Source organism: Halobaculum roseum (genome assembly GCF_019880245.1).
GTDB classification, from domain to species: Archaea; Halobacteriota; Halobacteria; order Halobacteriales; family Haloferacaceae; genus Halobaculum; species Halobaculum roseum.
The window spans coordinates 1,038,084-1,063,357 of sequence record NZ_CP082286.1 but is presented as its reverse complement, the minus strand read 5'-3'; the positions used below and the strand labels follow the sequence as shown (position 1 = coordinate 1,063,357).

Annotated in this window: 24 protein-coding genes; 13 read left to right on the top strand and 11 right to left on the bottom strand. The window is 70.8% G+C overall.

Going from position 1 to position 25,274, the window contains the following annotated elements:
• Positions 1 to 260 precede the first annotated feature (260 nt).
• Complete coding sequence (locus K6T36_RS05390; RefSeq protein ID WP_222922938.1) at positions 261 to 863, bottom strand: sulfite oxidase-like oxidoreductase; 603 nt, start codon at positions 861 to 863, stop codon at positions 261 to 263.
• A 218-nt stretch (positions 864 to 1,081) separates the two neighbouring features.
• Between K6T36_RS05390 and K6T36_RS05385 the strand changes: the two genes are divergently transcribed.
• The 3 genes from K6T36_RS05385 (at position 1,082) to K6T36_RS05375 (ending at position 2,218) form a co-directional block, all read left to right on the top strand.
• Entirely contained in the window at positions 1,082 to 1,297 is a 216-nt protein-coding gene (locus tag K6T36_RS05385; RefSeq protein WP_222922937.1) for a ribbon-helix-helix domain-containing protein, read from the top strand.
• Positions 1,298 to 1,523: 226 nt separating this feature from the next.
• Complete coding sequence (locus K6T36_RS05380) at positions 1,524 to 1,802, top strand: UPF0058 family protein (protein ID WP_222608423.1); 279 nt, start codon at positions 1,524 to 1,526, stop codon at positions 1,800 to 1,802.
• On the top strand, positions 1,802 to 2,218 hold the full coding sequence (locus K6T36_RS05375) for a DUF4112 domain-containing protein (RefSeq protein ID WP_222922936.1): 417 nt from the start codon (positions 1,802 to 1,804) through the stop codon (positions 2,216 to 2,218). Before K6T36_RS05380 ends, K6T36_RS05375 begins: the two co-directional genes overlap by 1 nt.
• A gap of 17 nt (positions 2,219 to 2,235) precedes the next feature.
• Here K6T36_RS05375 and K6T36_RS05370 read toward each other — a convergent pair whose 3' ends face one another.
• Together K6T36_RS05370 and K6T36_RS05365 are read right to left on the bottom strand one after the other, a co-directional pair.
• Complete coding sequence (locus K6T36_RS05370) at positions 2,236 to 3,216, bottom strand: PLP-dependent cysteine synthase family protein (RefSeq protein WP_222922935.1); 981 nt, start codon at positions 3,214 to 3,216, stop codon at positions 2,236 to 2,238.
• 126 nt (positions 3,217 to 3,342) lie between these two features.
• Positions 3,343 to 3,699, bottom strand: a complete 357-nt coding sequence (locus K6T36_RS05365) for a DUF5798 family protein (protein WP_222922934.1) — start codon at positions 3,697 to 3,699, stop codon at positions 3,343 to 3,345.
• A gap of 284 nt (positions 3,700 to 3,983) precedes the next feature.
• Between K6T36_RS05365 and K6T36_RS05360 the strand changes: the two genes are divergently transcribed.
• From K6T36_RS05360 to K6T36_RS19050, 3 genes are all read left to right on the top strand, one after another.
• The gene (locus tag K6T36_RS05360; RefSeq protein ID WP_222922933.1) at positions 3,984 to 4,367 is read left to right on the top strand and encodes a PRC-barrel domain-containing protein; all 384 of its coding nucleotides are present in this window, start codon (positions 3,984 to 3,986) and stop codon (positions 4,365 to 4,367) included.
• Positions 4,368 to 4,406: 39 nt separating this feature from the next.
• Positions 4,407 to 5,231 carry a 5'/3'-nucleotidase SurE gene (surE, locus tag K6T36_RS05355; RefSeq protein WP_222922932.1) on the top strand — a complete coding sequence of 275 codons (825 nt, stop codon included), beginning with the start codon at positions 4,407 to 4,409 and terminating at the stop codon, positions 5,229 to 5,231.
• A 121-nt stretch (positions 5,232 to 5,352) separates the two neighbouring features.
• Positions 5,353 to 5,481: a hypothetical protein gene (locus tag K6T36_RS19050; RefSeq protein WP_264084013.1), complete on the top strand. Its 129-nt coding sequence runs from the start codon at positions 5,353 to 5,355 to the stop codon at positions 5,479 to 5,481.
• A gap of 58 nt (positions 5,482 to 5,539) precedes the next feature.
• Here K6T36_RS19050 and K6T36_RS05350 read toward each other — a convergent pair whose 3' ends face one another.
• The 3 genes from K6T36_RS05350 to glpK all read right to left on the bottom strand — a co-directional run bounded on the left by K6T36_RS05350 (position 5,540) and on the right by glpK (position 8,998).
• Positions 5,540 to 6,250 (bottom strand): competence/damage-inducible protein A, encoded by a 711-nt coding sequence (locus K6T36_RS05350; protein WP_222922931.1) that lies wholly within the window; start codon positions 6,248 to 6,250, stop codon positions 5,540 to 5,542.
• A 132-nt stretch (positions 6,251 to 6,382) separates the two neighbouring features.
• Positions 6,383 to 7,459, bottom strand: a complete 1,077-nt coding sequence (locus tag K6T36_RS05345) for a DUF7973 family transport facilitator (protein ID WP_222922930.1) — start codon at positions 7,457 to 7,459, stop codon at positions 6,383 to 6,385.
• A 6-nt stretch (positions 7,460 to 7,465) separates the two neighbouring features.
• Positions 7,466 to 8,998 (bottom strand): glycerol kinase GlpK, encoded by a 1,533-nt coding sequence (gene glpK, locus K6T36_RS05340; protein ID WP_222922929.1) that lies wholly within the window; start codon positions 8,996 to 8,998, stop codon positions 7,466 to 7,468.
• Between the two features lie 189 nt (positions 8,999 to 9,187).
• Here glpK and K6T36_RS05335 point away from each other — a divergent pair, with 189 nt between their 5' ends.
• From K6T36_RS05335 to K6T36_RS05320, 4 genes are all read left to right on the top strand, one after another.
• Positions 9,188 to 10,366 (top strand): Cdc6/Cdc18 family protein, encoded by a 1,179-nt coding sequence (locus K6T36_RS05335; protein ID WP_222922928.1) that lies wholly within the window; start codon positions 9,188 to 9,190, stop codon positions 10,364 to 10,366.
• A 90-nt stretch (positions 10,367 to 10,456) separates the two neighbouring features.
• Positions 10,457 to 12,262 (top strand): anaerobic glycerol-3-phosphate dehydrogenase subunit GlpA, encoded by a 1,806-nt coding sequence (gene glpA, locus K6T36_RS05330; protein ID WP_222922927.1) that lies wholly within the window; start codon positions 10,457 to 10,459, stop codon positions 12,260 to 12,262.
• A complete protein-coding gene (gene glpB, locus K6T36_RS05325; protein ID WP_222922926.1) occupies positions 12,252 to 13,580 on the top strand; it encodes a glycerol-3-phosphate dehydrogenase subunit GlpB in 1,329 nt (442 codons plus the stop codon). Before glpA ends, glpB begins: the two co-directional genes overlap by 11 nt.
• A 221-nt stretch (positions 13,581 to 13,801) precedes the next feature.
• Positions 13,802 to 15,043: an anaerobic glycerol-3-phosphate dehydrogenase subunit C gene (locus K6T36_RS05320; protein ID WP_225935214.1), complete on the top strand. Its 1,242-nt coding sequence runs from the start codon at positions 13,802 to 13,804 to the stop codon at positions 15,041 to 15,043.
• A 69-nt stretch (positions 15,044 to 15,112) separates the two neighbouring features.
• Here the strand turns inward: K6T36_RS05320 and arsB are convergent, their stop codons facing one another.
• The 4 genes from arsB to ileS form a co-directional block, all read right to left on the bottom strand.
• On the bottom strand, positions 15,113 to 16,282 hold the full coding sequence (gene arsB / locus K6T36_RS05315; protein WP_303651471.1) for an ACR3 family arsenite efflux transporter: 1,170 nt from the start codon (positions 16,280 to 16,282) through the stop codon (positions 15,113 to 15,115).
• Positions 16,279 to 16,788 carry a low molecular weight phosphatase family protein gene (locus tag K6T36_RS05310; protein ID WP_222922924.1) on the bottom strand — a complete coding sequence of 170 codons (510 nt, stop codon included), beginning with the start codon at positions 16,786 to 16,788 and terminating at the stop codon, positions 16,279 to 16,281. The genes arsB and K6T36_RS05310 overlap by 4 nt, the downstream gene beginning before the upstream one ends.
• A complete protein-coding gene (locus tag K6T36_RS05305; RefSeq protein WP_222922923.1) occupies positions 16,785 to 17,189 on the bottom strand; it encodes an ArsR/SmtB family transcription factor in 405 nt (134 codons plus the stop codon). Before K6T36_RS05305 ends, K6T36_RS05310 begins: the two co-directional genes overlap by 4 nt.
• A 523-nt stretch (positions 17,190 to 17,712) precedes the next feature.
• Positions 17,713 to 20,886, bottom strand: coding sequence for an isoleucine--tRNA ligase (ileS, locus tag K6T36_RS05300; RefSeq protein WP_222922922.1), 3,174 nt, complete (start codon positions 20,884 to 20,886; stop codon positions 17,713 to 17,715).
• A gap of 226 nt (positions 20,887 to 21,112) precedes the next feature.
• On the opposite strand from ileS, the gene K6T36_RS05295 reads away from it, so the two are divergent.
• Together K6T36_RS05295 and K6T36_RS05290 are read left to right on the top strand one after the other, a co-directional pair.
• Entirely contained in the window at positions 21,113 to 21,760 is a 648-nt protein-coding gene (locus tag K6T36_RS05295) for a DUF7500 family protein (protein WP_222922921.1), read from the top strand.
• A gap of 146 nt (positions 21,761 to 21,906) precedes the next feature.
• Positions 21,907 to 22,326, top strand: a complete 420-nt coding sequence (locus tag K6T36_RS05290; protein WP_222922920.1) for a universal stress protein — start codon at positions 21,907 to 21,909, stop codon at positions 22,324 to 22,326.
• 146 nt (positions 22,327 to 22,472) lie between these two features.
• On the opposite strand, the gene K6T36_RS05285 is transcribed toward K6T36_RS05290, so the two are convergent.
• The gene (locus tag K6T36_RS05285; RefSeq protein WP_222922919.1) at positions 22,473 to 22,637 is read right to left on the bottom strand and encodes a hypothetical protein; all 165 of its coding nucleotides are present in this window, start codon (positions 22,635 to 22,637) and stop codon (positions 22,473 to 22,475) included.
• A gap of 130 nt (positions 22,638 to 22,767) precedes the next feature.
• On the opposite strand from K6T36_RS05285, the gene K6T36_RS05280 reads away from it, so the two are divergent.
• Positions 22,768 to 25,083: an AAA family ATPase gene (locus tag K6T36_RS05280; RefSeq protein WP_222922918.1), complete on the top strand. Its 2,316-nt coding sequence runs from the start codon at positions 22,768 to 22,770 to the stop codon at positions 25,081 to 25,083.
• Positions 25,084 to 25,274 lie beyond the last annotated feature (191 nt).

Here is a 25,274-nt window from a genome sequence, read left to right as displayed (position 1 = left end):
GCCGTTGATTCTGGAGGCGCCCGCGGGCGTCTCTCCCGTCCTAGTCGCTGCCGAGTTGGCGGGCAGGCGAGTACGGTGCCGAGACGTTCGCTTCGCTCGGCCCGCTCTTCTTGTGGGCGGCTCGCCCACAATCTCGCCGCCGTTGTCCGAGGCCTCGTTCGCTTCGCTCACTCGGCCTCGCTCTTCTTGTGGGCGGAGCGGCACGAGGACCGCTCCGCCGTTGTCCGAGGCCTCGTTCGCTTCGCTCACTCGGCCTCGCTCTAGCTGTACCGCTCTTCCTCCCACGGGTTCGCGGTGTCGGAGTACCCCCGCTTCTCCCAGTACCCGCGCTCGGGCTCGGTGAGGAACTCCACGCCGGTCACCCACTTGGCGCCCTTGTACGCGTACTTGTGGGGCGTGACGACCCGAAGCGGACCGCCGTGGTCGTCGGGCAGCCGCTCGCCGTCGTAGTCGTAGACGAACAGCACCTCCTCGCGGTCGCACTCCGCGAGAGGAAGGTCCGTCGTGTAGCCGTCGAGGGCGTGGAACATCACCCACTCGGCGTCGTCGCGGACGCCGGCGAGTTCGGCCAACTGCGGGAAGGTGACGCCCGTGAACTCGCAGTCGAACTTCGACCAGCCGGTGACGCAGTGGAAGTCCTGCCGCTGCGTCTCCGCGGCGAGATCGCGGAACTCGTCGTACGTGAACGTCAGGTCCTCGTCGACGGCGCCCCACACCTCGAAGCGCCAGTCGTCGCGGTGCCAATCGGGAGTCCCCGACTTCGACAGGACGGGGAACCGGTCGGTCTTCCGCTGGCCGGGCGGGAGCCGCTCGTCGGAGAACTCCTCGTAGAGGTCCGTGTGGTCGGTGACCTCGCTGCTCATACGTCGAAACACCCGCCGCGCTCACGTGAGGCTGTCGGCTCCGGTCGGCCGCCCATGCATCCGTGTGCTCGGCGCCCGGATCCGGGCCGGAATACCGCGTTCGACCAAGATCGCTTTTGTAAACTGGAACTATACCGCGCCAGTTTCAAATATCACTTTCTACAGAGGCAAGCATCCCCCGCTGGTTTTAAATACTACGTCCGTCAAGCCCCGCGTAGATGCCGAAAGTCGAGATAACGGTCCCGGAGCACCTCGAGATGCAGATCGCCCAGATGGTCGAGCAGGGTGAGTTCGTCACGCGGGAGGAGGCGATCGAGGAGCTGATCTCAACCGGGATGAAGGCGTACAAGACGAGCGGTCCGCAGGACAACGAGACGGATCCCGAGTTCGAGGACGACGGGATGATGGGACACGAAGACGAGTACGTCTTCTGAGGCGGCACGCTCCCCGCGCCGTCGGTCCCCGCCCCGTCCTCCCGTTTCCCTCCGATCCGTCGATGTCCGTCGCGACGGTCGTGCGGGTCTGTCGCGTCGCGAGTCGGGAGCGCCGCCGTCGCGGGAGCGGGGACGGGGGCAGGGGAGTTCTCCGGGCGCGCACGGCCCGGCGCGTGCGACTACCCCACGAACAACGCTTAACTCACAGAGTAGCCAATCGACGCGCATGCACAAGGACGAACTCCTCGAACTCCACGAGCAGATGGTCACGATCATGGAGCACTTCTCCGAGCGTGAGGAGGTCGACGAGTCACTGTTCGAGCCGTATCACGAACTGAGCGTCGACCCCTCGCACGTCCACAAGTCAAAGAGCGAGCACAAACACGCCGTCTTCGTGCTCGGGAACGCCCTCGCGTCGGCGATGTCCGAGGACGAGTTCTCCAACGCCGGCCGCGTCGGCAAGCGCATGGAGGAGCTCGCCGACGACGCCGAGTCCAAGCTCTGATGGCTCCCGAGGCAGCCGACGGGGACGCGGGCGCCGCGCTCGCGGATCGCCCCGCGGAGTCGCTGGCGTCGTCCCCCGCCGACGTTCGCCGACTCCGGCGCGCCAGACGCGTGGCGCATCTCCTCGACGACGCGATCCGACTGCCCGTCGTCGGCTACCGCGTCGGCGTCGACGCGCTCGCGGGCGTGATCCCCGTCGTCGGCGACCTCCTGGCGACGCTGCTCGCGCTGCTTGTCGTCTGGGACGCGTTCCGGCTCGGCGCCCGCAAGCGACTCCTCGTGCGGATGCTGCTGTACGTCGGGATCGACCTGCTCGTCGGCTCCGTCCCGATCGTCGGCGACGCGCTCGATGCGGTCGTGAAGCTCAACCGCCGCAACGTCCGGCTGCTCGAACGCGACCTGGCGCGGCGCGACTGATCGCCTCGTTCACCCGGTCAGCCGGTCCACTCCTCGAACTCGCGGTAGACGCCCTTCGAGAGGTACCGCTCGCTGGAGTCGGCGAACACCGTGACGACCGTGTCGTGGGGCGCGTCCACGTCGCCGTCGCGGATCTCCTCGGCGACCTCGATCGCCGCCAGCGAGTTCGCGGCCGCGCTGGAGGCGACCAACTGGCCCTCCTCGCGGGCCAGCCGGGCCATCTCCTCGTGGACCGCGCGGTCGGAGATCGTCTTCAGGTCGTCCAGCTTCTCCGGGTCGACGAGCTCGTTGGTGCTCACGTCGTGGGTGCCGATCCCCTCGGTCTTGTACTCGCCCTCCTCGGCGTCCTCGCCGAACAGGTCGCCGTAGGTCGACCCCTCGGGCTGGACGCCGACGATCCGTGCGTCCGAGCCCCGGTCGCGGGCGTAGTCGGCCATCCCCATCAGCGTCCCGCCGGTGCCCATGCCCGCGACGATCGCGCCGACCTCGCCGTCGAGCGCGTCGAACACCTCGGGCGCGGTCGTCGCGTAGTGGGCCTCGGCGTTCAGCGGGTTCGAGAACTGCTGGGGAACGACCGCGTCGTCGAGCTCCTCGGCGAGCTCGTGGGCGCGCTCGATGGCGCGTCCCATGCCGTCCTCGCTGGGCGTGTTGACCACCTCCGCGCCGAGCGCGCGCATGAGCTGCTGCTTCTCGACGCTGAATCGCTCGGGGACGACGAACACCGCATTCACGTCGAGCTGCCCGGCCGCGACGGCGAAACCGATGCCCGTGTTGCCCGCGGTCGGCTCGATGACGGTCCCGCCCGGGGAGATCGTCCCCTCCTCCAGCATCCGTTCGAGCATGTACGCCCCGATGCGGTCCTTCACCGACGCGCCGGGGTTGAACGACTCGAGCTTCGCGTACACCGGCACCGCCTCGGGCGCGGCGTGCACCCGGACGAGCGGCGTCTCCCCGACCGTCTCCAACACGGAGTCGAGGGGGTCGCGATGGGTGGTCATGCGTCGCAATTCTTGCCGACGGTCACGTATCTTTCTATCCGCTCGTCGCCAGGGTCGGTCGGTCGGTCGGTCGCGACGGAGCGACGGACCGGGCTATCGGTCGTCGTCAGTTGTGGTGAGTTGTGGTCAGGTATCGTCGGTTCCGTCGCCGTCGGTCCCGTCGTCGGCGGAGGCTCCGTCGCCGGCGCTGTCGGCCGAGTCGCCCTCGCTTCCGTCCCCGGCCGAGTCGCCGTCGCCCTCGCTCTCGGCTTCGACCGCCTCGAGCACCGCGTCCACGTCGACGCCCTGCTCCTCCGCGAGCGCCTCGACGAGCGCGCGCTGCTCGGCGAGTTCGTGTTCGAGCGCGCCCACTCGCGACTCCGTCTCCTCGACCGAGCCCCGCACGGACTCGACCTGCTGGCGGATCTCGTTCACCTTCGCGTACAGCTTCTCGGCCATGTCGGCGACTTTCTGGAGTTTCTTGGCCGTGCTTCCGAGTCCCATACCGGCGACTGTCGCGCGGGGCCCCTGTGCGTTGCGGTCCGCGTCGGCGTCGCGGTCGCCGTTGCGGTCGCCGGCGACTCGCCGGCTCGCGGTGCCGTCGTCGGTGTCGCCACGGAGTCGGCGACACGTCGCGGTCGCCGAGGGATCTACGCCCCCGAATTCGTACCCGACCCCGTGTACCGACGAACGGTCCTCGCGGCCGCCCCGACGGCGACGCGGAGGACCCGTCGCCCCAGCCGTATCTGAGAAGACGTTAAGTGACAGGCTGCGAAGGTCGGACCGTCATGCCATCCGACACCACGCCCGTGACGGACCTCGCGAGCAAGGAGGTGTTCACGGCGGACGGCGCGCGCGTCGGCCGAGTGATCGACGTGCTCGTCGACCTGGAGGCGGACGCCCCCGTCGCGCTCGCGCTGTCGGACGTCGACGAGGGAACCGTGGGCGGCCTGCCGAGCGGCGCCGCGGGCGTGCGCGTCCCGTTCCGGCTCGTCCGGGGCGTCGGCGACGTGATCGTCCTCACCAGCGCCGCCCACGAGGCCGCCCTCCCGCTGCCCGGCGGCCGCGGCGGCGGATCCGGGTTCGGCGCCGACGACGGGGACGGATCGCCCGACTGGGACGCACCGACCGATGGCGGGGACGCGTCGACGGGCGACGACCCGATCGTCTGAGGCGGCGTGCTTTTGTCGGCCCCGACCGACCCGCGGACAATGAGCGCCAGCGACGCCCCGACGTTCCTCCTGACGAACGACGACGGCATCGAGAGCCCCGGGTTCCGCGCCCTCCATGACGCCCTCTCGGCGGTCGGCGAGGTCGTCGCGGTCGCGCCCGCGGACGACCAGTCGGCCGTCGGGCGGAAGCTCTCCAGGCGCGTCGCGGTCCGCGAACACGAGCTCGGCTACGCCATCGAGGGCACCCCGGCCGACTGCGCCGTCGCCGGGCTGGAGTCGCTGTGTCCCGACGCCGACATGGTCGTCGCCGGCTGCAACAAGGGCGCCAACATCGGCGCGTACGTGCTCGGGCGCTCGGGCACCGTCTCGGCGGCCGTCGAGGCGGCGTTCTTCGGCGTGCCCGCGATGGCCGTCTCGCTGTACGTCCCCGGCGGCAGCGGCGACGAGTGGCGACGGAAGGCATCCGACGTCGAGGACTACGAGGAGGCGGCGGCCGTCACGCGCTATCTCGCCGAGGTCGCCCCGGACGCCGGCGTCTTCGACGAGGCGGACTACCTGAACGTGAACGCGCCGTGGACCCCCGAGGGCCGCGCGACCGGGATGGAGGTCACGCGGCCGTCGACGCTGTACGACATGACCGCCGAGCGCGACGGCGACCACGTGGACCTGGTCGACCGTACCTGGGACCGCATGCAGTCGGGCGACATCCCCGATCCCGTCGGCACCGACCGGCGCGCGGTCGTCGAGGGCCGGATCTCCGTGTCGCCGCTGACGGCGCCACACACGACCAGGCACCACGGGGCGCTCGACGGGATCGCCGATAGCTACGACCCCGCGACGACCCCGCCGGCGACCGAGGACTGACCTCTGTCTCGGTCCGTTCGGTCCCGTCCGGCCCCGGCTCGTCTCGCGGCCGGCGCTCGATATCCCGACGCCGTCGCCCGGGATATACACGTTTATACGCCGTTCGGTCCCACTCCCGCGCATGAATCCGCTTCCGCTCGTCGCCGAGTCCGGCTCGGAGGTCGCGCTGCCGACGACGCCCACCGCGGCGGTCGTGCTGATCGCGAGCGTGCTGGCCGTCGTCGTCTGGCTCGCGTACCTCTACCGCTGAGTCGGGGACTGCGATCCCGTCGCGTTTGTTCCGCCGAGCGACCGCGCCGTCGTTCGGGTCAGTCCTCGGCCGCCGGCGTCGACTCCGCGGTCTCCACACGCTCGCGGAACCAGTCGGCGGCGTCGGCGACGTGCGCCTCGTCGGTGCCCGTGAACTTCACGCGCACCGTCTCGCCGGGGTAGGAGCCGACCGCCACGTCGTATCGCTCGCGGACCGCCGAGAGCCGGTCGAGCAGGCGCGACTCGGGCTCGGGCGTCTCGACGGTCGCGGTGTGTGGCTCGTCGCCGGCGAACTCCTCGGCGACCGACTCGAACATCGCCTTCATCTCGGTGGGGACGCCCGGGAGCACGTAGACCGAGTCGATCACACAGCCGGGCGCGACGCCCTCCTCGTTGTGGATGACGCGCGCCCCCGCCGGGAGGTGGGTAGTCCCCTCGGTGAGGTCGTCGGCCGCGTAGCCGCCGTGCTCGGTGAGGTACGCGAGCGCCTCGTCGCTGGGGGCGAGGTCGACGCCGACGGCGGCGGCGACGCCGTCCATCGTCACGTCGTCGTGGGTCGGGCCGACGCCGCCGGTGACCACCACCGCGTCGTAGGCGTCGCGATACTCGCGAACAACGCCCGCGATGTCGTCGACGCGGTCGGGGACGGTCGTCACGCGCTCGACGGCGACGCCGCGGCCCGTCAGCCGCTCGCCGAGCCACGAGGCGTTGGTGTTCACCGTGTCGCCCGCGAGCAGTTCGTCGCCGACGGTGACGAGTGCGACCTTCATCGACGGAGGGGTAGTCGCTCGCGGGGATAAGTTCGGCGGCGGTACGACCGCCGCGACTCGACCGCGCGCCGGTCCGACCGGCGTCGGCCCGAACGGTCCCGACCGGCGTCGACCGGGAGCCGTCGCGCCGGCTCAGAGGTAGCCGGCGTTGGGAAGCACGCCGAGGAACGCCAGCACCGCGACGACGAGCATCGCCACGGCGATCGCCATCGCGGGCGGGTCGACGTGGGTACCCGAGTGGGCGTACATGACCCGCTGGGTCACCTCGCCGAGCAGCCCGCTGAAGACGCCGAAGGCGCCCGCCGCGAGCAGTGCGACGACGCTCCCGGCGACGGGGGCGACGACGACCGCGCCGACGGCGCCGATGAGCGTGATGTGGTGGGTGACGGGGATCTTCTCGACGCCGAGGTTGAGGAACAGCAGGCTCATCGCCGAGATGGCGTACCCGAGGAAGATGCTCCCCGTTCGGATCCAGATATAGCCGCCGAGGATCCCGCCGACCAGGCCGATCGTCGCGACGCCGGCCCACTTGTACTGATGGGGGAGCCACGGCTCGGTCGCGAGGCGACCGGCGTGTTCCTCCGGAACCTCCCCGCCGTCGGCGACGGTCCTCGGCTCCTCGCGCTCGAACGGCGACATGTCGAGCAGGCTCCCGCCGGCCGCCTTCCCGACGAGCGGGTAGCCGAACGCGACGCGGGCGATCAGCGCCGTGAGGACGACCGACAACGCGATCGTGTCCGTCGGCGTGCCGATCGCTGCGCCGACCTGGTTGATCAGCATCCCCAGGAGGCCGAAGACGGCGCCGACGGCGAGGATGTCGGGTTTCGTGCCGAAGGCGTACAGGATGTTCTTCCCGAAGTGGTAGTCCCAGCCGTCGGGCTCCATCTCGGGGTACTTCTTGCCCGCGTACGCGGAGGCGGCGACGCCGCCCGCGAAGGCGATGTGCGGCCCCGTCACCGCGCCGAAGCCGATCACGCCCGTCACGCCGGCGGCGAGTTCGCCGCCGTTGATCCCCGGCAGCGTCCCGATCTCGCGCTGGAGGATCGCCAGTCCCTCGCCGAGGAAGACGACGAACCCGGTGAAGACGAACGCCGGCAGCGCGCCCAGCGCGGCGCCGAAGGCGCCGCCCGCGAGGGCGGTGATGAACAGGAGCAGGAACGTCTCCCACTCCGTTCCGATCAGCGGCACCTGAAGCAGCAGGTCGTACATCCGCGATCAGTCCTCCGTGGCCCAGTTCAGCGACCGTTCGACGGCGTCCCCCCACCGGTCGTACATCGCGTCGGCGTCGGCGTCGTCCATCTCGGGGGTGAACTCCCGGTCGACCTGCCAGTTCTGCCGCAGATCGTCGACCGAGTCCCAGTAGCCGACCGCGAGTCCGGCGGCGTACGCCGACCCCAGCGCGGTGGTCTCGTCGACCTCGGGGCGGGCGATCTCCGTCTGGATGATGTCCGACTGGAGCTGACACAGGAAGTCGTTCTTGACGGCGCCGCCGTCGACGCGCAGCGAGGTGGTCTCGACGCCGGAGTCGGCCTCCATCGCCTCGGCCACGTCGCGCGTCTGGTAGGCGATCGCCTCCAGGGTCGCCCGGACGATGTGCTCCTTTCGTGTCCCGCGGGTCATCCCGACGATGGTGCCCCGGGCCCGGCCGTCCCAGTGGGGGGCGCCGAGTCCCGTGAACGCGGGGACCATGTAGACGCCGTCGGTGGAGTCGACCGACCGGGCGAGCTCCGCGGTCTGTGCGGCGTTGTTGATGAGGTCCACGTCCTCCAGCCACTCGATGGCGGCGCCGGTGACGAAGATCGACCCCTCCAGCGCGTACCGGACGGGCTCGTCCGACAGCTGGAACCCGATCGTCGTGAGCAGGCCGTGGTCGGACTCGACGGCCTCGGTGCCGGTGTTCATCAGGTAGAACGACCCGGTGCCGTAGGTGTTCTTCGCGTCGCCCTCGTCGAAGCACGTCTGGCCGAACATCGCGGCCTGCTGGTCGCCGAGCGCCCCCGCCACGGGGACCTCGGCGCCGAGGAAGCCGTCGGGGTCGGTGTACCCGTAGTACTCCTCGTCGGAGGACGGACGAACCTCAGGCACCATCGACTCGGGAACGTCGAACTCCGCGAGCAGCTCGTCGTCCCACTCCAGCTCGCGGATGTCGTACAGCATCGTCCGCGAGGCGTTCGTCACGTCCGTGATGTGGTTGCCCGTCAGGTTGTAGATGAGCCAGCTGTCGATCGTTCCCATCAGCAGCTCCCCCGCCTCGGCGCGCTCGCGGAGCCCGCCGCCGCGGGAGGACTGGAGCTTCAGCGGCTCGGCGTTGTCGAGGATCCACTCGGTCTTCGTCGCCGAGAAGTACGCGTCGGCCTCGAGGCCGGTCTTGCCGCGGATCCACTCGACCTTGTCCTCCGCCTGTAACTCCTCGACGCGGTCGGTGGTGCGGCGGTCCTGCCACACGAGCGCGTTGTGGACGGGACGGCCGCTGTCGGCGTCCCACACGACGGTCGTCTCGCGCTGGTTCGTGATGCCGATCGCCTCCAGTTGGCTCGCCTCCAGCCCGGCGTCGGCGAGCCCCCTCGTGACGACCGTCGTCGTGTTCTCCCAGATCTCCGTCGGGTCGTGTTCGACCCACCCCGGCTCCGGATAGATCTGCTCGTGTTTCTCGTACGCGTTGGCGACCACCTGCCCGGCGTGGTCGAACACCATGAATCGCGTCCCTGTCGTTCCCTGATCGATCGCGCCGACGTACGTGTCTGGCATGTGTGCGTGTCCTCCGTCCGGAGTCCCGCTCGGACGAGACGCCGATACCGATAGATGTATAGTGAACGATTATAAACGTTACTGACGCACGGGTAGCAGTAGTAAACAAACGGGGGAGCCGCCGACCGAGAACCGGTCGCATTAGAACCCCGCCCCGCATACCGCCACTACCTACCGCATCGACCGACCATGGACATCGAGGATCGGATCGCACGGCGTCAACGCACCGGCGACCGCCGCCGGCTCGTGCTCGACGAGCAGCAACTGAGCCCGGTCTGGCACCGCGAGGAGCCGATCGGCCGGGGGCCGCTCATCGAGCGGTTGCTCGATCACTTCGATCCTGTTTTCGACGGCCGGGCGCCGCCCGACGGGTACCTCCACGGGCCGGGCGGGGCCGGGAAATCCGCCGTGGCGACCGCGCTCGCCGATCGGCTGTCGGCGTCGCTGTCGCCGCCGAGCGACGCCGTCTTCACCACGACCCGCGGGGGGAGCGCGCCCGGCGTCTCGTTCGTCTACGTCGACCTGCGGACGGCGGACTCGGCGTTCGAGTTCTCCCACGCCGTGCTCGACGCGCTCGTCGCGGAGTCGGTCCCGCGCCGCGGCGTCGGCACCGACGAGCTCCACGAGCGACTGGAGCGTCGCGTCCGCGGCGCCGGCCCGGTGGTGGTCGTCGCCGACCACGTCGGCGAACCCGAGACGGTCGACGTGGCGACGGTCGCCGAGCGGCTCGACGGCGTCGCCGGCGCGTTCGCGTGGCTCGCGGTCGGCCGGGCCGACCCCGACGCGGTCGGCGTCCCCGACGACGCCGTCGTCGTCGACGTGGAGGCGTACTCCCGCGCGACGCTCACGGACGTGCTCGCGGCGCGGGCCGACGCCGGGCTCGGACAGGGCGCGCTCGCACACTCGGCGATCCGGCGGCTCGCGGAGTGGGCCGAGGGCGACGCCGGCGTCGCGCTCTCGGCGCTGTTGGGCGCCGTCGAGGCCGCCTCCGGGGACGGCGATCCCGTCGTCGACGACGCCGACGTGGAGGCGGGGATGGCGGCCGTGCCGTGGCCGTGCGTTCCGCTTGGACGGGTGCTCGCGCTCCCGGAGAACCGGGTTCGGACGCTCGCGTGTCTCGTCGACCTCCCGCCGGAGGAACGCGCTCCCGTGGGCGAGTGCGCCGCGCGGATCGCCGACCGCATCGACCTGACGGCGGCCACCGTCGAGCGGTTCCTCTACGAGCTCGCCGAGACCGGCGTCGTCGAGCGCGTCAGGGTCGACGACTCCGGCGGCCCGGGGAGGCCCCCGAGCCGGGTCGACCCGCGGTTCCCGACGCTGGCGTTCCGGCGGCTCGCGCGTCGCTGGAACGAGGACTCGTCCGCCTGACCTCCCGTTCGACGTATTCTACGATCACTGCCGGGTAACCGATAACGTAATACCCGGCGCCGCCGTGACACGTGATAACGAGGATATCCGATGAGCGAACGAACCGAGGTGCTCGTGATCGGCGGCGGGTCGACCGGCTGCGGGGTGGCCCGCGATCTCGCCACCCGCGGGGTCGACGTGACGCTCGTCGAGCAGGGCAACCTCACGCACGGAACGACGGGGCGGATGCACGGCCTGCTCCACAGCGGCGGCCGGTACGCCGTTTCCGACCAGGCCAGCGCGCGCGAGTGTATCGAGGAGAACCGGGTGCTGCGCGACATCGCGAGCCACTGTGTGGAGATGACTGGGGGACTGTTCGTCAAGCGCCCGGAGGACACCGAGGAGTACTTCGAGGAGAAGCTGGCGGGGTGTCGCGACTGCGGCATCCCCGCGGAGGTGCTCACCGCCGAGGAGGCTCGGGAGGTCGAGCCGTTCCTCGCGGGCGACATCGACAGAGCGATCCGGGTGCCCGACGGCGCGGTCGACCCGTTCCGCCTGTGTGTCGCGAACGCCGCCGACGCCGAGGCCCACGGCGCGCGCATCGAGACGCACTCGCCGGTCACCGACGTGCTCGTCGAGGACGGCGAGGTCGTCGGGTGCGAGGTGACCCACGAATCGGGGTCGGGGAACCGGATCCACGGTCGCGAGGGTGGCACCGAGGAGATCTACGCCGACCACGTGGTCAACGCGACGGGCGCGTGGGCGGGCCGCGTCGGCGACATGGCCGGCGTCGACGTGGAGGTGCGCCCGAGTAAGGGCGTGATGACGGTGATGAACGTCCGCGAGGTCGACACGGTGATAAACCGCTGCAAGCCCAAGGGCGACGCCGACATCGTCGTCCCCCACGAGACGACCTGCATCCTCGGGACGACCGACGAGGAGGTCGACGACCCCGAGGACTACCCGGAGGAGGCGTGGGAGGTCGACCTCATGATCGAGGAGCTGTCGAAGCTCGTCCCGATGCTCGCCGACGCGCGGACCATCCGCTCGTACTGGGGCGTGCGCCCGCTGTACGAGCCGCCGGGCACCGGCACCGAGGATCCGACCGACATCACGCGCGACTTCTTCCTGCTGGATCACGACGAGCGCGACGACCTGCCGGGGATGACCTCCATCGTCGGCGGGAAGTTCACCACCTACCGGCTGATGGCCGAGCAGATCTCCGACCACGTCTGTGACCTCCTCGGCGTCGACGCCGAGTGCACCACGGCGGACCGACCCCTGCCCGGCAGCGAGGACTTCTCCGTACTGCGCGACTACATGGACGAGTTCGGCCTGCGCTCGCCGATCGGCCGCCGGAGCGTCCAGCGGCTCGGATCACGCGCCGACGAGGTGCTCGACACCGACGAGCCGAACCCGGTCGTCTGCCAGTGCGAGGCCGTCACCCGCGCGGAACTCCGGGACGCCATCGACGGCTCGGGGTCGGACCTGAACGCGGTCCGCCTGCGGACCCGCGCGTCGATGGGCAACTGTCAGGGCGGCTTCTGCGCCCACCGGATGGCGAACGAGCTCCACGATGCCGACGAGGCGTTCGACCGACCGACCGTCGACGCCGCCCTCGACGAACTGTGGCAGGAGCGCTGGAAGGGGCAGCGCCACGCGCTGTGGGGCGAACAGCTCTCGCAGGCGATGCTCAACCATCTGCTGCACGCGACGACGTTCAACCGCGACGGCGCAGCGCCCGAGGACTTCTCGGCGTTCGACGCCGGCGCGGACGAATCGGCGGACGGGACGGGCGACTCCGGCGGCGCCGACGACGCGAACGACGCCGGCGGCACTGACGACGAACCCGGGCCGGCTGCCGCCGACGGCGGCGTGTCCACCCGCGACCGCGGGGGTGACGCGGGTGGCGATTGAGTCGGACGTGGTCGTCGTCGGCGGCGGTCTCGCCGGCGCGACGGCGGCGCTGTCGGCGGCCCGCGGGGGCGCGCACGTCCACCTGATCTCCGCCAACGAGAGCACGCTCCGGCAGGCGAGCGGGCTGATCGACGCGCTCGGCTACCCCGTCGCCGACGCGGATCGGGGGGCCGAGGGCGGCGGTGCTGGCGCCGACGCGGCAGCCGGCCCGCTCGCGGACCCCTTCGCGGGGGTCGACGACCTCCCCGCCGACCACCCGTACCGACTGGTCGGCGCCGACGCGCTCCGAAAGGGGCTCGGCCTGTTCGACGACGCCGTCGGCGACCTGTACCGCGGGGGCCACACCGACCGCAACGCGCTCGTGGCGACCACCTCGGGGCGCGCCAAGCCGACGGCCCGGTACCCGCGGAGCATGGCGCCGGGGCTCGTCAGCGACGAGCGCTCGACGCTCCTCGTGGGCTTCGAGGCCGCGACGGACTTCGACGCGCCGCTCGCGGCCGAGCGCCTCTCGGCGGCGGGCGTCCCGTTCGACGTGGACGGCGTCACGGTCGCGTTCCCCGGCGAGTATCGCGCCGATGCTGCGGTGACGCGGTTGGCGCACGCGCTGGAGAGAGACGAGGACGCCGGAGGAGATCGAACGACCCGCCAGCGCCTCGCCGACCGCGTGCGCCCCCACCTGGACGACGATGAGCGCGTCGGATTTCCGGCGATCCTGGGCGATTCGCACGTCGAGGAGGTTCGCGCGGACCTCTCCGAGCGCCTCGGCGTCGAGGTGTTCGAGGTCCCGACGGGACCGCCGAGCCTCCCGGGGATCAGACTGTCGGACCGGCTGTTCGAGGCGCTCGACGACGCCGGCGTCTCGATGACGACGGGGACGCCGGTCGTCGACTTCGAAACCGAGGAGGACGGCGCCGGCGACGACCGGATCGACCGCGTGTTCATCGACCGGAACGGCGCGAGGATACCCTACGCGGCCGAGCAGTTCGTCCTCGCGACGGGCGGGCTCGTCGGGAAGGGGCTGGGCTCGGATCGCGAACGCGCGACCGAGGCGGTGTTCGGCTGCCACGTCCCGCAGCCGGACGACCGCATGGAGTGGTCCGAGGGGGGCGCGTTCGCGGACCACGCGTTCGCGCGCTTCGGCGTCCGGATCGACGGTCGCGGGCGACCCCTCGACGCGGACCGGGCGCCCGAGTTCGGGAACCTGACGGCCGCCGGCGGGGTCGTCGGCGGGGCGGACGTGGCCCGCGAGAAGTCGGCGAGCGGCGTTTCGCTCGCCACGGGACTCGTCGCGGGCCGAACCGCGGCGGAGGAGGTGTAACCCACATGCACGACACGAACGACACACACGACGACTGCGGCTGCGGCGGCGGCGACGCGACGGAATCACCCACAGCGGCCGGCGGGGAGGAGCCGGCGACCGACGGCGGAACCGCGGGCGCCCCGGACGGCGCGGTCGCGGACGGCACAGCCACGGACGGCGGCACCGCGACCGAGTCCGGCGACGACTTCGAGCCGGTGGACGTGTTCGCGGGGACCGAGATGGACCTGCGGCCGGGCGCCGACTCCTGTTACAAGTGCACCTCCTGTGACACCTCCTGTCCGGTCGCGGAGGTCGACGATTCCTTCCCGGGGCCGAAGTTCCAGGGCCCCGAGCAGTGGCGGCTCAAGCGCAAGGAGGACACCGAAATCGACGACTCGATCACCGGCTGTTCCAACTGCATGCGCTGTGACGGGGCGTGTCCCTCCGACGTGCCGCTGTCGCAGATGCACAACACCGCCCGCGGGGAGTACGTCGACAACCAGATGACGAAGCTCTCGCGGGAGTACCTCCGCAACCGCATCCTCGCCAACTACGGCACCCTCGCCGGCATCGGCTCGAAGGTGCCCCGGCTGACGAACGCGATCATGGGCAACTCGCTGGTCCAGAAACTCAACGAGAGGGTGCTGGGGATCACCGCCGAGCGCGACTTCCCGGAGTTCGCCGACCAGACGTTCCGGAGCTGGTGGAAGCAGCGCGGCGGCCCGAACGTCGAGAGCGACGAGAAGCGGATCGCGTACTTCCACGGCGACTACGCCAACTACAACACCGTCGAGGTGGCGAAGGCGCTCGTCCGCGTCTACGAGGCGTTCGGCTACGAGATCCTCGTGCCGGACCAGCGCTGCTCGGGCACGCCGATGTTCGCCAACGGGATGCTCGACGACGCGCGCCGCTCGGCCGCCGTCAACGTCGAGAGCCTCGGCGACGCCATCGAGCAGGGGTACGACGTGGTCGCCTCCTGCACCTCCTGCTCGATGGCGCTGCGGCAGGAGTACCCCGAGCTGTTCGACTTCGAGGGCACCGAGACGGTCGCGGCCAACACCTACGACGCGCTGGAGTACCTCCTCATCAACGAGAACGTCATCGACCCCCTGAGCGAGGTCGACGCCGCCGACCACGACATCCCCGACTTCGCGTACCACGCACCGTGTCACTCCCGCAACCAGGGGCTCGACCGGCAGGCGGTGGAGCTGTTCCGCCACCTCGACGGCGTCGACGTGGCGGACGTGGGCGACTCCTGCTCGGGGATCTCGGGGACCTACGGCTGGAAGGAGGAGAAGTACGAGTACTCGATGGAGATCGGCGAGGAGATGTTCGAGCACATGGAGCACGCCGCGGGCGAGACCGGGATGACCGAGTGCCCCACCTGCTCGATGCAGATGGAGCACGGCACCGGCTACGAGATCGATCACCCGTTGCAGGTGCTGGAGGCGGCCTTGGTCGACACCGACGTGGAGATCTGAGTACGGTCCGGCGAGGGGGTGGCGGGTCTGCGAGGGTCGACGCCCCGGGATCCGGGGGCGCTCGCCCCGTCAGTCGTCGCCCGGCGACTCGGCGGGGGTCGTCGTCCCGCGGCCGTCGTCGCGGCCCGTCCAATCGAAGCGCCGCTGGAAGTACAGCGCGACGCTGACCAGCGCGAGCAGCACCGGGACCTCGATGAGCGGCCCCACGACGGTCGCGAACGCGACGCCGGAGCCGACGCCGAACACCGCCACGGCGACGGCGATCGCGAGTTCGAAGTTGTTCGAGGCGGCGGTGAAGCCGATCGCGGTCGTCGTCGAGTAGTCCGCGCCGACGCCGCGCCCCATCCCGAAGCTGACGAGGAACATCACGACGAAGTAGATCGTGAGCGGCACCGCGATCAACAGCACGTCGCCGGGCGCCGCGACGATGTTGCCGCCCTGCGTCGCGAACATCACGACCACCGTGAACAGCAGCGCGACGAGCGTCAGCGGGTCCACGCGCGGCACGAACTCGTCCTCGTACCACGCCTCGCTCTTCACTTGGGTGCCGACGTATCGACTCAGGAAGCCCGCGGCGAACGGGATCCCGAGGAACACGACGATCGCCTCGAACACCTGCATGGGCGCGATGTCGAACGTCGTGATCCCGGCGACGAGCGACTCCATCCCGAGCAGTGGCGGGAGTACGAGCGCGAAGAACCAGACGTACACCCCGTAGGTGAGGATCTGGAACAGGCTGTTGAACGCGACCAGTCCGGTGACGTACTCGGTCGAGCCGTCCGCGAGCTCGTTCCACACGAGCACCATCGCGATACACCGGGCCATCCCGATGAACACCAGCCCGAGGAAGTACTCCGGGCGGGCGGGCAGCCCCGGAACGACGCCGCCGAAGAACACGACCGCGAGCCCGAACATCAGCGTCGGCCCGATGAGCCAGTTCTGCACGAGGCTCAGGCCGAGCACGCGCCAGTTGCCGAAGACGGTCCGCAGCCGCGAGTAGTCCGCCTTCGCCAGCGGCGGGTACATCATCGCGATCAAGCCGATCTCGACGAGGTGGAGGTCACGAATCGGCCGTGTCACCGACGGCGCGACGTACCCGAGGCCGACACCGACCGCCATCGCCCCGACGATCCAGACGGTGAGGTACTTGTCGAGGAAGTCCATCGAGCGCGGGTCGCCGCAGGCGTCACAGCCGCAGTTCGGCCCGTGCTCGTGGGCCCCGGCCGGCTCGCCGCTCACCGACCGACACCGCCGTCGTCCTCGTCGCCCTCGCGGGTTCCGAACGCCTCGTCGAACAGCGCGACGACCAGCGATTCGATCTCGTCGCGGATCGCCGCCACCTCCTCGGGCGACTTGCCGTCGGGGTCAGCGAGCGCCCAGTCGCGCGCCTCGACACCCTCTGCCAGCGACAGCGTCGAGCAGCCCATCGTCGCGACGTAGTCGCAGTCGTTCAGCTCGTCGTCGGTCACCGCCCGCGGGGTCCGGTCGGACACGTCGCTCCCGACCTCGGCCATCGCGTCGACGACCTCCTCGTGGACGTGATCGGCGGGGTGGGTCCCGCCGGTCAGCAGTTCCACGCGGTGGCCGAGCCCGCGGCGCTCGACCTCGCGCTCGGCGAAGGCGTACGACATCTGCGAGCGCCCGGCGTTCTGCACGCAGACGAACGCGAGGCGGACGGGGTCGTCGCCCGCACCGTCGGCGTCGCCGGCGTCCTCCGCACCCCCGGGACCGACCTCGTCGCTCATTCGTCCACCCCGCGGGTCGCGTCGAGCGCGTCCAACAGCGCCTCCGCGCGTTCGGTGGTGTCGTAGTAGCGCCACTTGCCCTCCTTGCGTCGGACGAGCAGGCCGGCGTCGGTCAGCGTCGATAGCGCGTGACTGACCGCCGAGGAGCTCACCTCGACCAGCGGCTCAAGCTCGCAGACGCACAACTCGCCGTCGGCCGCGGCGAGCAGGCGCGCCAGCCGGTAGCGCGTGTCGCTGCCGAGCGCCGACAGCGCGTCGAGCTCGGCCGCCTCCCCGCCGTCGGCGACGCGGGCGCGCTCGGCCAGCGCGTGCAGGTCGTCGAGCCGGTCGTCCACGTCGGCCGCGCAGCACTCGCCCACCTCGTCGGCGATGAGGCGTTCGAGCCGGTCGGTCGTAGCCATACGAACGATTGAGAAAGTGTTCAAATGAACCTATCGGTCCGGTCGTCGGGGACGGGCCGACCGGTCACGGGCGTTCCAGATCACCGGGAAGCGTCGCGGACGTTGAGGTGGCCCCACCGAGAAGTACGGGCGCCGCCGCGGCGGGTGGCTCCGCACTGGCGGCACGGGAGACGGGTTCCGTTCCAGTTCGCTCTCGACGTGCGGCCCGTCGGTCGCCGGCGCGTGGGCTCGGCGACCGGCCATGGCCGTTTTCGAAGGGATGGGTGACGCGGTCGCGGACGACACAACCGCTCGTCGGTGGGTTCGTTGTCGCGGACGGTTAGAGACGGCGATCTCGCCGCTCGGGGATCTCGCGGTGTTCGGAGGCGACGCCGTGTTTATGAGCGGCGTGTCCGTGAGCGGAGCGGCCCAGGACCGCTCCGCCGTTACCCGTCGCCTCGCCACGCTCGGCGACGCTGTGTCCGTGGGCGGAGCGGCACAGGACCGCTCCGCCGACCGCCCGAGCCGACTCCGTCGGCTCGCCTCACTCCCCGGCGGGGGTTTCCGCCCCCACCCGCGCGACGCCGATCGTCACCGGGACGCCCTCCACGGTCCACTCCTCGACGAGGTCGAAGTCGGCCTCGTCCCTGTCCACGAACGCGTCGGCGCGGGTCTCCTCGGCGACGTACTCGCGGTGCTCCTCGACGAAGCCGGCGACGCGGTCGTCGGCGACGTCCAGCGAGACGCGGATGCGCTCGTCGACGTCGAGGTCGAGTTCCTTGCGCATCTCCTGGATCCGGCGGACCACGTCGCGGGCGTACCCCTCGGACTCCACGTCCTCGGTGAGTTCGGTGTCGACGTACACCGTCCCCGAGTCGAACTCCGCGCTCACGACGCCCTCGGGCGCCTGCGAGTGGAACGTCACCATCTCCTCGTCCAGCTCGTACACCTCGCCGTCGACCTCGACCGCGAGCCGCCCGCTCGCCTCCAGGTCCGCACGCGTCGCGCCCTGAATGGCTCCCATGACCTCCTGTGCGTCGCCGCCGAAGGCGGGGCCGAGCTTCGACATCTCGGGTTCGGCGACCTCGACGAGTTCGCCGTAGGAGTCGACCACCTCGACCGACCGGCTGTTCACGCGGTCGGCGAGCAGGTCGCGGAGGTTCGACACCGACGCGCGCGTCGCCTCCTCGCCGCTCTCGACGACGACGCGGGTGACCGGCCAGCGGAGCTTGCGCTCGGCGCGCTGGCGGGCGTTCGCGGCGGCCTCCTCCACGTCGCGGAGGACGGCCATGTCGGTTTCGAGTTGCTCGTCACGCAGGTCCTCGTCGACCTCGGGATAGTCGAGCTGGTGGACAGTCGTCGCCTCGCCGTCGAGGTGCTGGTACATCCGCTCGGTGAGGTACGGGGCGTACGGGGCCAGCAGCCGGGTCACCTCGCCGAGCACGGTCGCCATCGTGTCGTAGGCGGCGCGCTTGCTGGCGGAGTCCTCGTCCTCCCACATGCGCTCGCGGATGGCCTTCACGTAGAAGCGCGACACGTCGCCCGTGACGAAGTCGAGGAGGGCGTTGAGCGCGTCGTCGACCTCGTAGTCGTCCCACGCGGCGTCCATCTCGGCTTTCACGGTCTGCAGGCGAGAGAGGACCCACTCGTCGACGACCTCGAGCTCGGCTGCGTCGAGGTCGGGGTCTGCCGGGTCGTAGCCGTCCAGCCGCATGTACGGCAGCGGGAACCGGAAGACGTTCCAGAGGATGTTCAGGGTGGACTGCATCTCGTGGAGGCCGTCCCACTCGAACGCGAGGTTCTTCTCCTGCTGCTCGTGGCTGAGGAGGTAACACCGCAGCGGGTCGCGCCCGGCCGCGTCGATGGCCTCCTCGGGCTCGACGATGTTCCCCTTCGACTTGGACATCTTCGAGCCGTCGCCCATCGTCGTGAACCCGTGCATCAGCACCTCGTCGTACGGGGACTCGCCGAGGGCGGCGGTGCCCATGCCCAGTTGCGACCAGAACCACCCGCGGGTCTGGTCGTGCGCCTCGATGATGAGGTCGGCGGGCCACAGCTCCTCGAAGTCCGCCTCGTCGCTCGGGTAGCCGATGGTGCCGAGGCTGGCGACCGAGGAGTCGAACCACACGTCGAACACGTCCGGCACGCGCTCGTAGGCGGTGCCGTCCTCGGTGATGGTCAGGTCGTCGACCGAGGGGCGGTGGAGGTCGATGGTCTCGGGGTCGACCTCCTGGTCGACGCGCTCGGCGAGCTCCTCGCGCGTGCCGATCACGATCAGCTCGTCGGCGTCGTACGTCTCGGCGTCCTCGGGCACCCAGATGGGGAGGGGGATGCCCCAGTAGCGCTGCCGGGAGACGTTCCAGTCGGGCGCCTCCTCGACGAAGTTGCGGAAGCGGCCCTCGCGGGCGGAGTGGGGGTGCCACTCGGCGTCGTCGATGTTGTCCAGCAGCTCGTCTTTGATCTCGGTGATGCGGATGAACCACTGGTCGGTCGCGAGGAAGACGATGGGCGTGTCACACCGCCAGCAGTGCCCGTAGCTGTGTTCGTGCGTCTCCGACGCCAGCAGCAGGCCCTTCTCCTCCAGGTCCGCGATGATGTCGTCGTTGGCGTCGCGGACGAACTGGCCCGCGTAGTCGCCGCCGGCGTCGGTGTAGACGCCGTCGCCGCCGACGGGGCAGAAGGCCTCCAGGCCCAGCTCCTCGCCGCGCTCGAAGTCCTCCTGGCCGTGGCCGGGGGCGGAGTGGACCAGCCCGGTGCGGTCGGCCTCGACGTAGTCGGCGGTGTACACCTCGCCGGCGCCCTCGAAGCTCGGATGCTCGGGCACCTCCTCGGCGAGCGGGTGGTCGTACGTCCAGCCCACCAGCTCCTCGCCGCCGTACTCGGCGACGACCTCGTAGTCGTCGTAGCGGCCGCGCCGGAGGGCGTCCTCGACGGTAGACTCCGCGAGGAACAGCCTCTCCGTTTCTCCTCCCTTCGTCGCCTCGACCTCCTGGTAGGTGAGGTCGCTCCCGACCGCGATGAAGGTGTTCGCGGGGATGGTCCACGGCGTCGTCGTCCAGATGACGAGGCTCCCCTCGCGGTCGCGGAGGGGGAACTTCACGTAGATCGAGGGCGACTCGATCTCCTCGTACTCGACCTCGTTGTTGGCGATGGCGGTCTCACATCGCGGGCACTGGGAGATGGAGCGTTTGCCCTGCTCGACGAGCCCGCGGTCGTGAACCCGCTGGAGCGCCCACCAGGCGGCCTCCATGTACTCCGGCTCGATGGTCTGGTAGGGGTCGTCCCAGTCCATCCAGGCGCCGATGGACTGGAAGTCCTCGTCCATGTTCTCGCGGTTGCGGACGGCGAACTCCCGGCACTCCTCGATGAAGTTCTCCATGCCGAACTCCTCGATGTCCTGTTTGGTGTCGAAGCCGAGCTCCTGCTCGACTTTCGTCTCGATGGGGAGCCCGTGCATGTCGTAGCCGGGGCGGTCGGTCACGTCGTGCCCCTGCATCCGAGTGTAGCGGATGACGGTGTCCTTGAGGGTCTTGTTCCAGGCCGTCCCCAGGTGCATCTGGCCGGTCGTGTACGGCGGGCCGTCGACGAAGAAGAACGACGGGTCGTCGGCGTGCGCCTCCTTCGCCGTCTCGTAGGCGTCCGTCTCGTCCCAGCGCTCGGAGACGGCGGCCTCCACCGCCTCCGGCGTGTACTGGTCCGAGATGTCGCTGTCGTCCATGTTCGGTGTGAACCGGCGGGAGTACATCAAGTCGGTGGTCCACCGTCGCGGGTTCACACGGGCTCGAATCGACGCGCTCGTCCCCTCCTCCGCCATGCTCGCGTCCCCCCGCCGCCGCGCTCGCGTCTCCCCCGCCACCGCGCTGGCTCCCCTCCCAGCCGCGCCGCTCTCACCCCTGAGAACCGCGGCGGTGCGTTCATACACCCCCCTCGGGAACCGAACCACGATGAGCGACGCAGATGGCTCCGACCCGGATCCGGCTGACGCCGAGGAGGAGCCGGTCCGGGACGTCGTCCGCGTCGACGACGCCGGGGACGAAGCCGGCGACGACTCGGGAGACGACGACGGCGCGGACGGCCGTCCGCCGGTCGGCCGCGACGGCGTGGTGGACCCGGACGACCTCGACATCCGCGGCCGCGACGGCGTCGACGAGACCGACGACGGGCGGTACGTCATCTCCACCGGCGGAGGGCGACACGACGACCTCCGCGACGAGGTCCCCGACGGCGAGCGACACGACAGGGAGGTCGGCGCCGACGGATGGGCCGGTGCCGACGGGCGGGCCGACGGGCAAGCGGACGTGGACGACCCCGATCCGACAGCCTCGTCGGCGCCGTCTCCGCCGGATCGGGACGCAGCCGGCGACCCGCTGGAGGCGGTGGCGGACGAACTCGGCGCGCTCTCGGCGTCACACGGCTTCGCGCTCGCGGTCGCGGCTGGCGGGGAGACCGACACTCTCCGGGTCGCGTCGGGCGATCCGACGGACACGTTGGCGACGGCCCTGCGCTGGTACGCCCGCCGCGTCAACCCGGGCGAACCGGCCGAGGAGACGATCTCGAAACTGTTGGCGGCGTCGGACTTGAACGTCGAGTAGCCCGGGGCGCCGGGGGCGTCGCCGTCGGTCCGATGACTCGTGCGGTCGGCGGACGAACGCGGAATTCAGCCGTATCGGAACACTCGTGGTTCGAGTCCGCGCTCGACCGTCCCGACGTTTATCCCCAGCGCGACAGTAGTGGACGTATGATCGAACGCGTCCTCGTCCCGATGGACGAGTCCGAGACGGCCGAGCGGGCGCTCAGACACGCGCTCGAGGCTCACCCGGAGGCGGAGATCATCGTCCTCCACGTCGTGGGCGAACCGTCCGGCATGATGGGGGCGGCCGCGAGCCTGGCCCTCGAGGAGGACGCCGAGCAGGCTGGGGAGGACGCCGCGGACGACCTCTTCTCGCGGGCAAAGGAGATCGCCGCGGAGTACGACGCGACGGTCGCGACCGAGGTGGGGTACGGGAGCCCCGCCAAGGAGATCGTCAGGCTGGCCGAGGGGGTCGACGTGGTCGTGATCGGGTCCCACACGGGGGGCGTGGCCGAGCGGCTGTTCGTCGGCAACGTCGCGAGGAGCATCGTCCAGAACTCGCCGGTCCCGGTGACGGTCGTCCACTGACGTCGCATCCGGGCGAGCGGACGGGCACACCGACGAGGGCGAGGGGGCGTCCGATCGCGACCGTCGCCGCGTCGACCGCGGCGCGCCGGCCGCTGCGACGATCGTGGACCTGGCGTGCCGTCCGGCAGTGACTCGCGACCGCTCCGTCACTCACGGTCGACCACGTCGTCCCCGGAGAACTTGAAGAAACACCGGAAGCAGCGGTAGAACCGCTTCACGCTCCCGTCGGTCCGTCTCGGATACCCGTGCGTTCGAACCCGGGTCACGAGGAACTCGCTCCCGCAGTTCGGACAGGAGGGCGCGGCGAACACGGCCGCCCGTTCCGTCGCCGGAGGCATGACCGTTCGGGTGCGGTTCTCCCCGGGCGGACCGTCGCGGTGGCGGACCGTCGACGGACCGGACGTGGAAAGCGGTAAGCCCCCGCCCTCCAAACCCGGTGACATGAGCGACGACGAGGAGGTCGCGCTGACGGTCCGCGGCGCGGCCAAGCGCGACGCCGGCCGCGGCATCGCGCGCCTGTCCGACGCGACGATGAGCCGACTCGGCGTGTTGTCCGGGGAGACGGTCGTGATCGCCGGCGAGCGCGAGACCGCGGCGAAGGTGTGGCCCGCGGGGACCGGCGCCGAGGACGGCGAGATCCTCGTCGACGGCGAGACCCGCGCCAACGCCGGCGCCAAGATCGGCGAGCGCGTGCGCGTCCACAAGGAGCGCGTCGGCGAGGCCGACGCCGTCACGCTGACGGCGCCCGCGGCGCTCGACGGCGTCGACATAGACGACGCGACGCTGGCGCGGGCGGCCAAGCGCGACCTCGACGGCCGCCCCGTCAGCGCGGGCGAGCAGGTGCGGATCCCGCATCTCGGCGGCAACGTGTTCGTCGTCCGCGCGACCCGTCCCGAGGGCCCGGTGAAGATCCACGACGGCACGAGGGTCGTCGTCGAACGGCGCGACCCCGGTGAAACGGGCGCCGGCGACGCCGCCGACGCCGACGGGGGCGAGGATGGCGACGGGGCGGACGACGGCGTGAACACTTCCACGTCCGGCACGGGCGCGTCGCTGGATCTGCCGACGCGCGACCGACGCGACAGGGCCGACGCCGGCGCGGGCGGAGGCGACGGCGCGGGGTCCCCCGCCCCCGGCGACCCGGGGTCGGCGCCGCCCGCCGGCGGCGTCACCTACGAGGACATCGGCGGGCTCGACGACGAGCTCGATCTGGTGCGCGAGACGATCGAGCTCCCGCTGTCTGAGCCGGAGGTGTTCGCCCGCCTCGGCATCGACCCCCCGAAGGGCGTTCTCCTGCACGGGCCGCCGGGGACCGGGAAGACGCTGATCGCGAAGGCCGTCGCCAACGAGGTCGACGCCACGTTCATCTCGGTGTCCGGCCCGGAGATCACCTCGAAGTACAAGGGCGAAAGCGAGGAGAAGCTCCGGGAGATCTTCGCGGAGGCCGACGAGTCGGCGCCGGCGATAATCTTCTTCGACGAGATCGACTCCATCGCCGGCCAGCGCGAGGACGGCGGCGACATGGAAAATCGGATCGTGGGCCAACTGCTCTCGCTGATGGACGGGCTCGACGCCCGCGAGGACGTGATCGTCATCGGCGCGACCAACCGCGTCGACTCGATCGACCCCGCCCTCCGGCGTGGGGGGCGCTTCGACCGCGAGATCGAGATCGGCGTGCCGGGCGAGGCCGGCCGCCGCGAGATCCTGGAGGTGCACACCCGTCGGATGCCGCTCGCCGACGACGTGGAGGTCGCCCGCCTCGCCGCGCGGACCTACGGCTTCGTCGGCGCCGACATCGACTCGCTGACGACAGAGGCGGCGCTGACCGCGCTGCGGCGCGCCCGCCACGCCGACAGCGAGGTCGACCTCGCGACCGTGGAGGTGACCCGGGCGGACTTCGAGTCGGCGCTGGCGGCGGTCGAGCCCTCCGCCATGCGCGAGTACGTCGCCGAACAGCCCGACACGACCTTCGACGACGTGGGCGGGCTGACGGAGGCGAAGAAGACGCTCGAACGCGCGGTCACCTGGCCGCTCACGTACGCGCCGCTGTTCGACGCCGCCGGCGCCGACCCCCCGACGGGGGTCCTGCTGTACGGCCCGCCCGGGACCGGGAAGACGCTGCTCGCGCGCGCCATCGCCGGCGAGTCGGAGGTGAACTTCATCGAGGTGGCCGGCCCGGAGCTGCTCGACCGCTACGTCGGCGAGTCCGAGAAGGCGGTGCGGGAGGTGTTCGAGCGCGCCAGACAGGCGGCGCCCAGTATCATCTTCTTCGACGAGATCGACGCCATCGCGACCGACCGCGACGGCATGGGCGACTCCTCGGGCGTCGGCGAGCGCGTCGTCTCGCAGCTGCTCACCGAGCTGGACCGCGCCAGCAGCAACCCGAACCTCGCGGTCATCGCGGCGACGAACCGCCGGGAGGCGCTCGACGACGCCCTCGTGCGCCCCGGCCGCCTGGAGAGCCACGTCGAGGTGCCCCTGCCGGACGTGGAGGGGCGCCGGAAGATCCTCGCGGTCCACACCGAGCGCACGCCGCTTGCCGAGGACGTGGACCTGGAGAGCGTGGCCGACCACACCGAGGGATACTCCGGCGCGGAACTCACGGCGGTCGTGCGGGAGGCGACGATGCGGGCGGTCGAGCGCGTCGCCGACGAGTTCGGCGAGGAGGCGAACGACCACGCCGACGCGCTGTCGGTGACAATGAGCGACTTCGAGGCCGCGATGGAGCGGGTTGCGCCGCCCGAGGCGCATGAGTGAGGGGGATTGGATCGGGCGTAGTTGAGTTTATTTAGCAGGGGGAAGTGTGAGGGATTTGTGCACGAGTGGGTCATTTCGTCGCGGGGACTGCTCGCTTTCGCTGGTGAGTTGGACGCTGATCACCGTCGGCCCGTTCCGGGGATTCGGCTGAGTGGGCGGATTCGTCCGGGTTGGTACGCGGGGTTCGGGTG

What these genes read in the sequence shown, in the direction of transcription:
- K6T36_RS05390 (WP_222922938.1), bottom strand. Translation starts at nt 863, where the DNA reads ATGAGCAGCGAGGTCACCGACCACACGGACCTCTACGAGGAGTTCTCC.
- K6T36_RS05385 (WP_222922937.1), top strand. Translation starts at nt 1,082, where the DNA reads ATGCCGAAAGTCGAGATAACGGTCCCGGAGCACCTCGAGATGCAGATC.
- K6T36_RS05380 (WP_222608423.1), top strand. Translation starts at nt 1,524, where the DNA reads ATGCACAAGGACGAACTCCTCGAACTCCACGAGCAGATGGTCACGATC.
- K6T36_RS05375 (WP_222922936.1), top strand. Translation starts at nt 1,802, where the DNA reads ATGGCTCCCGAGGCAGCCGACGGGGACGCGGGCGCCGCGCTCGCGGAT.
- K6T36_RS05370 (WP_222922935.1), bottom strand. Translation starts at nt 3,216, where the DNA reads ATGACCACCCATCGCGACCCCCTCGACTCCGTGTTGGAGACGGTCGGG.
- K6T36_RS05365 (WP_222922934.1), bottom strand. Translation starts at nt 3,699, where the DNA reads ATGGGACTCGGAAGCACGGCCAAGAAACTCCAGAAAGTCGCCGACATG.
- K6T36_RS05360 (WP_222922933.1), top strand. Translation starts at nt 3,984, where the DNA reads ATGCCATCCGACACCACGCCCGTGACGGACCTCGCGAGCAAGGAGGTG.
- surE (WP_222922932.1), top strand. Translation starts at nt 4,407, where the DNA reads ATGAGCGCCAGCGACGCCCCGACGTTCCTCCTGACGAACGACGACGGC.
- K6T36_RS19050 (WP_264084013.1), top strand. Translation starts at nt 5,353, where the DNA reads ATGAATCCGCTTCCGCTCGTCGCCGAGTCCGGCTCGGAGGTCGCGCTG.
- K6T36_RS05350 (WP_222922931.1), bottom strand. Translation starts at nt 6,250, where the DNA reads ATGAAGGTCGCACTCGTCACCGTCGGCGACGAACTGCTCGCGGGCGAC.
- K6T36_RS05345 (WP_222922930.1), bottom strand. Translation starts at nt 7,459, where the DNA reads ATGTACGACCTGCTGCTTCAGGTGCCGCTGATCGGAACGGAGTGGGAG.
- glpK (WP_222922929.1), bottom strand. Translation starts at nt 8,998, where the DNA reads ATGCCAGACACGTACGTCGGCGCGATCGATCAGGGAACGACAGGGACG.
- K6T36_RS05335 (WP_222922928.1), top strand. Translation starts at nt 9,188, where the DNA reads ATGGACATCGAGGATCGGATCGCACGGCGTCAACGCACCGGCGACCGC.
- glpA (WP_222922927.1), top strand. Translation starts at nt 10,457, where the DNA reads ATGAGCGAACGAACCGAGGTGCTCGTGATCGGCGGCGGGTCGACCGGC.
- K6T36_RS05320 (WP_225935214.1), top strand. Translation starts at nt 13,802, where the DNA reads ATGGACCTGCGGCCGGGCGCCGACTCCTGTTACAAGTGCACCTCCTGT.
- K6T36_RS05310 (WP_222922924.1), bottom strand. Translation starts at nt 16,788, where the DNA reads ATGAGCGACGAGGTCGGTCCCGGGGGTGCGGAGGACGCCGGCGACGCC.
- K6T36_RS05305 (WP_222922923.1), bottom strand. Translation starts at nt 17,189, where the DNA reads ATGGCTACGACCGACCGGCTCGAACGCCTCATCGCCGACGAGGTGGGC.
- ileS (WP_222922922.1), bottom strand. Translation starts at nt 20,886, where the DNA reads ATGGACGACAGCGACATCTCGGACCAGTACACGCCGGAGGCGGTGGAG.
- K6T36_RS05295 (WP_222922921.1), top strand. Translation starts at nt 21,113, where the DNA reads ATGAGCGACGCAGATGGCTCCGACCCGGATCCGGCTGACGCCGAGGAG.
- K6T36_RS05290 (WP_222922920.1), top strand. Translation starts at nt 21,907, where the DNA reads ATGATCGAACGCGTCCTCGTCCCGATGGACGAGTCCGAGACGGCCGAG.
- K6T36_RS05280 (WP_222922918.1), top strand. Translation starts at nt 22,768, where the DNA reads ATGAGCGACGACGAGGAGGTCGCGCTGACGGTCCGCGGCGCGGCCAAG.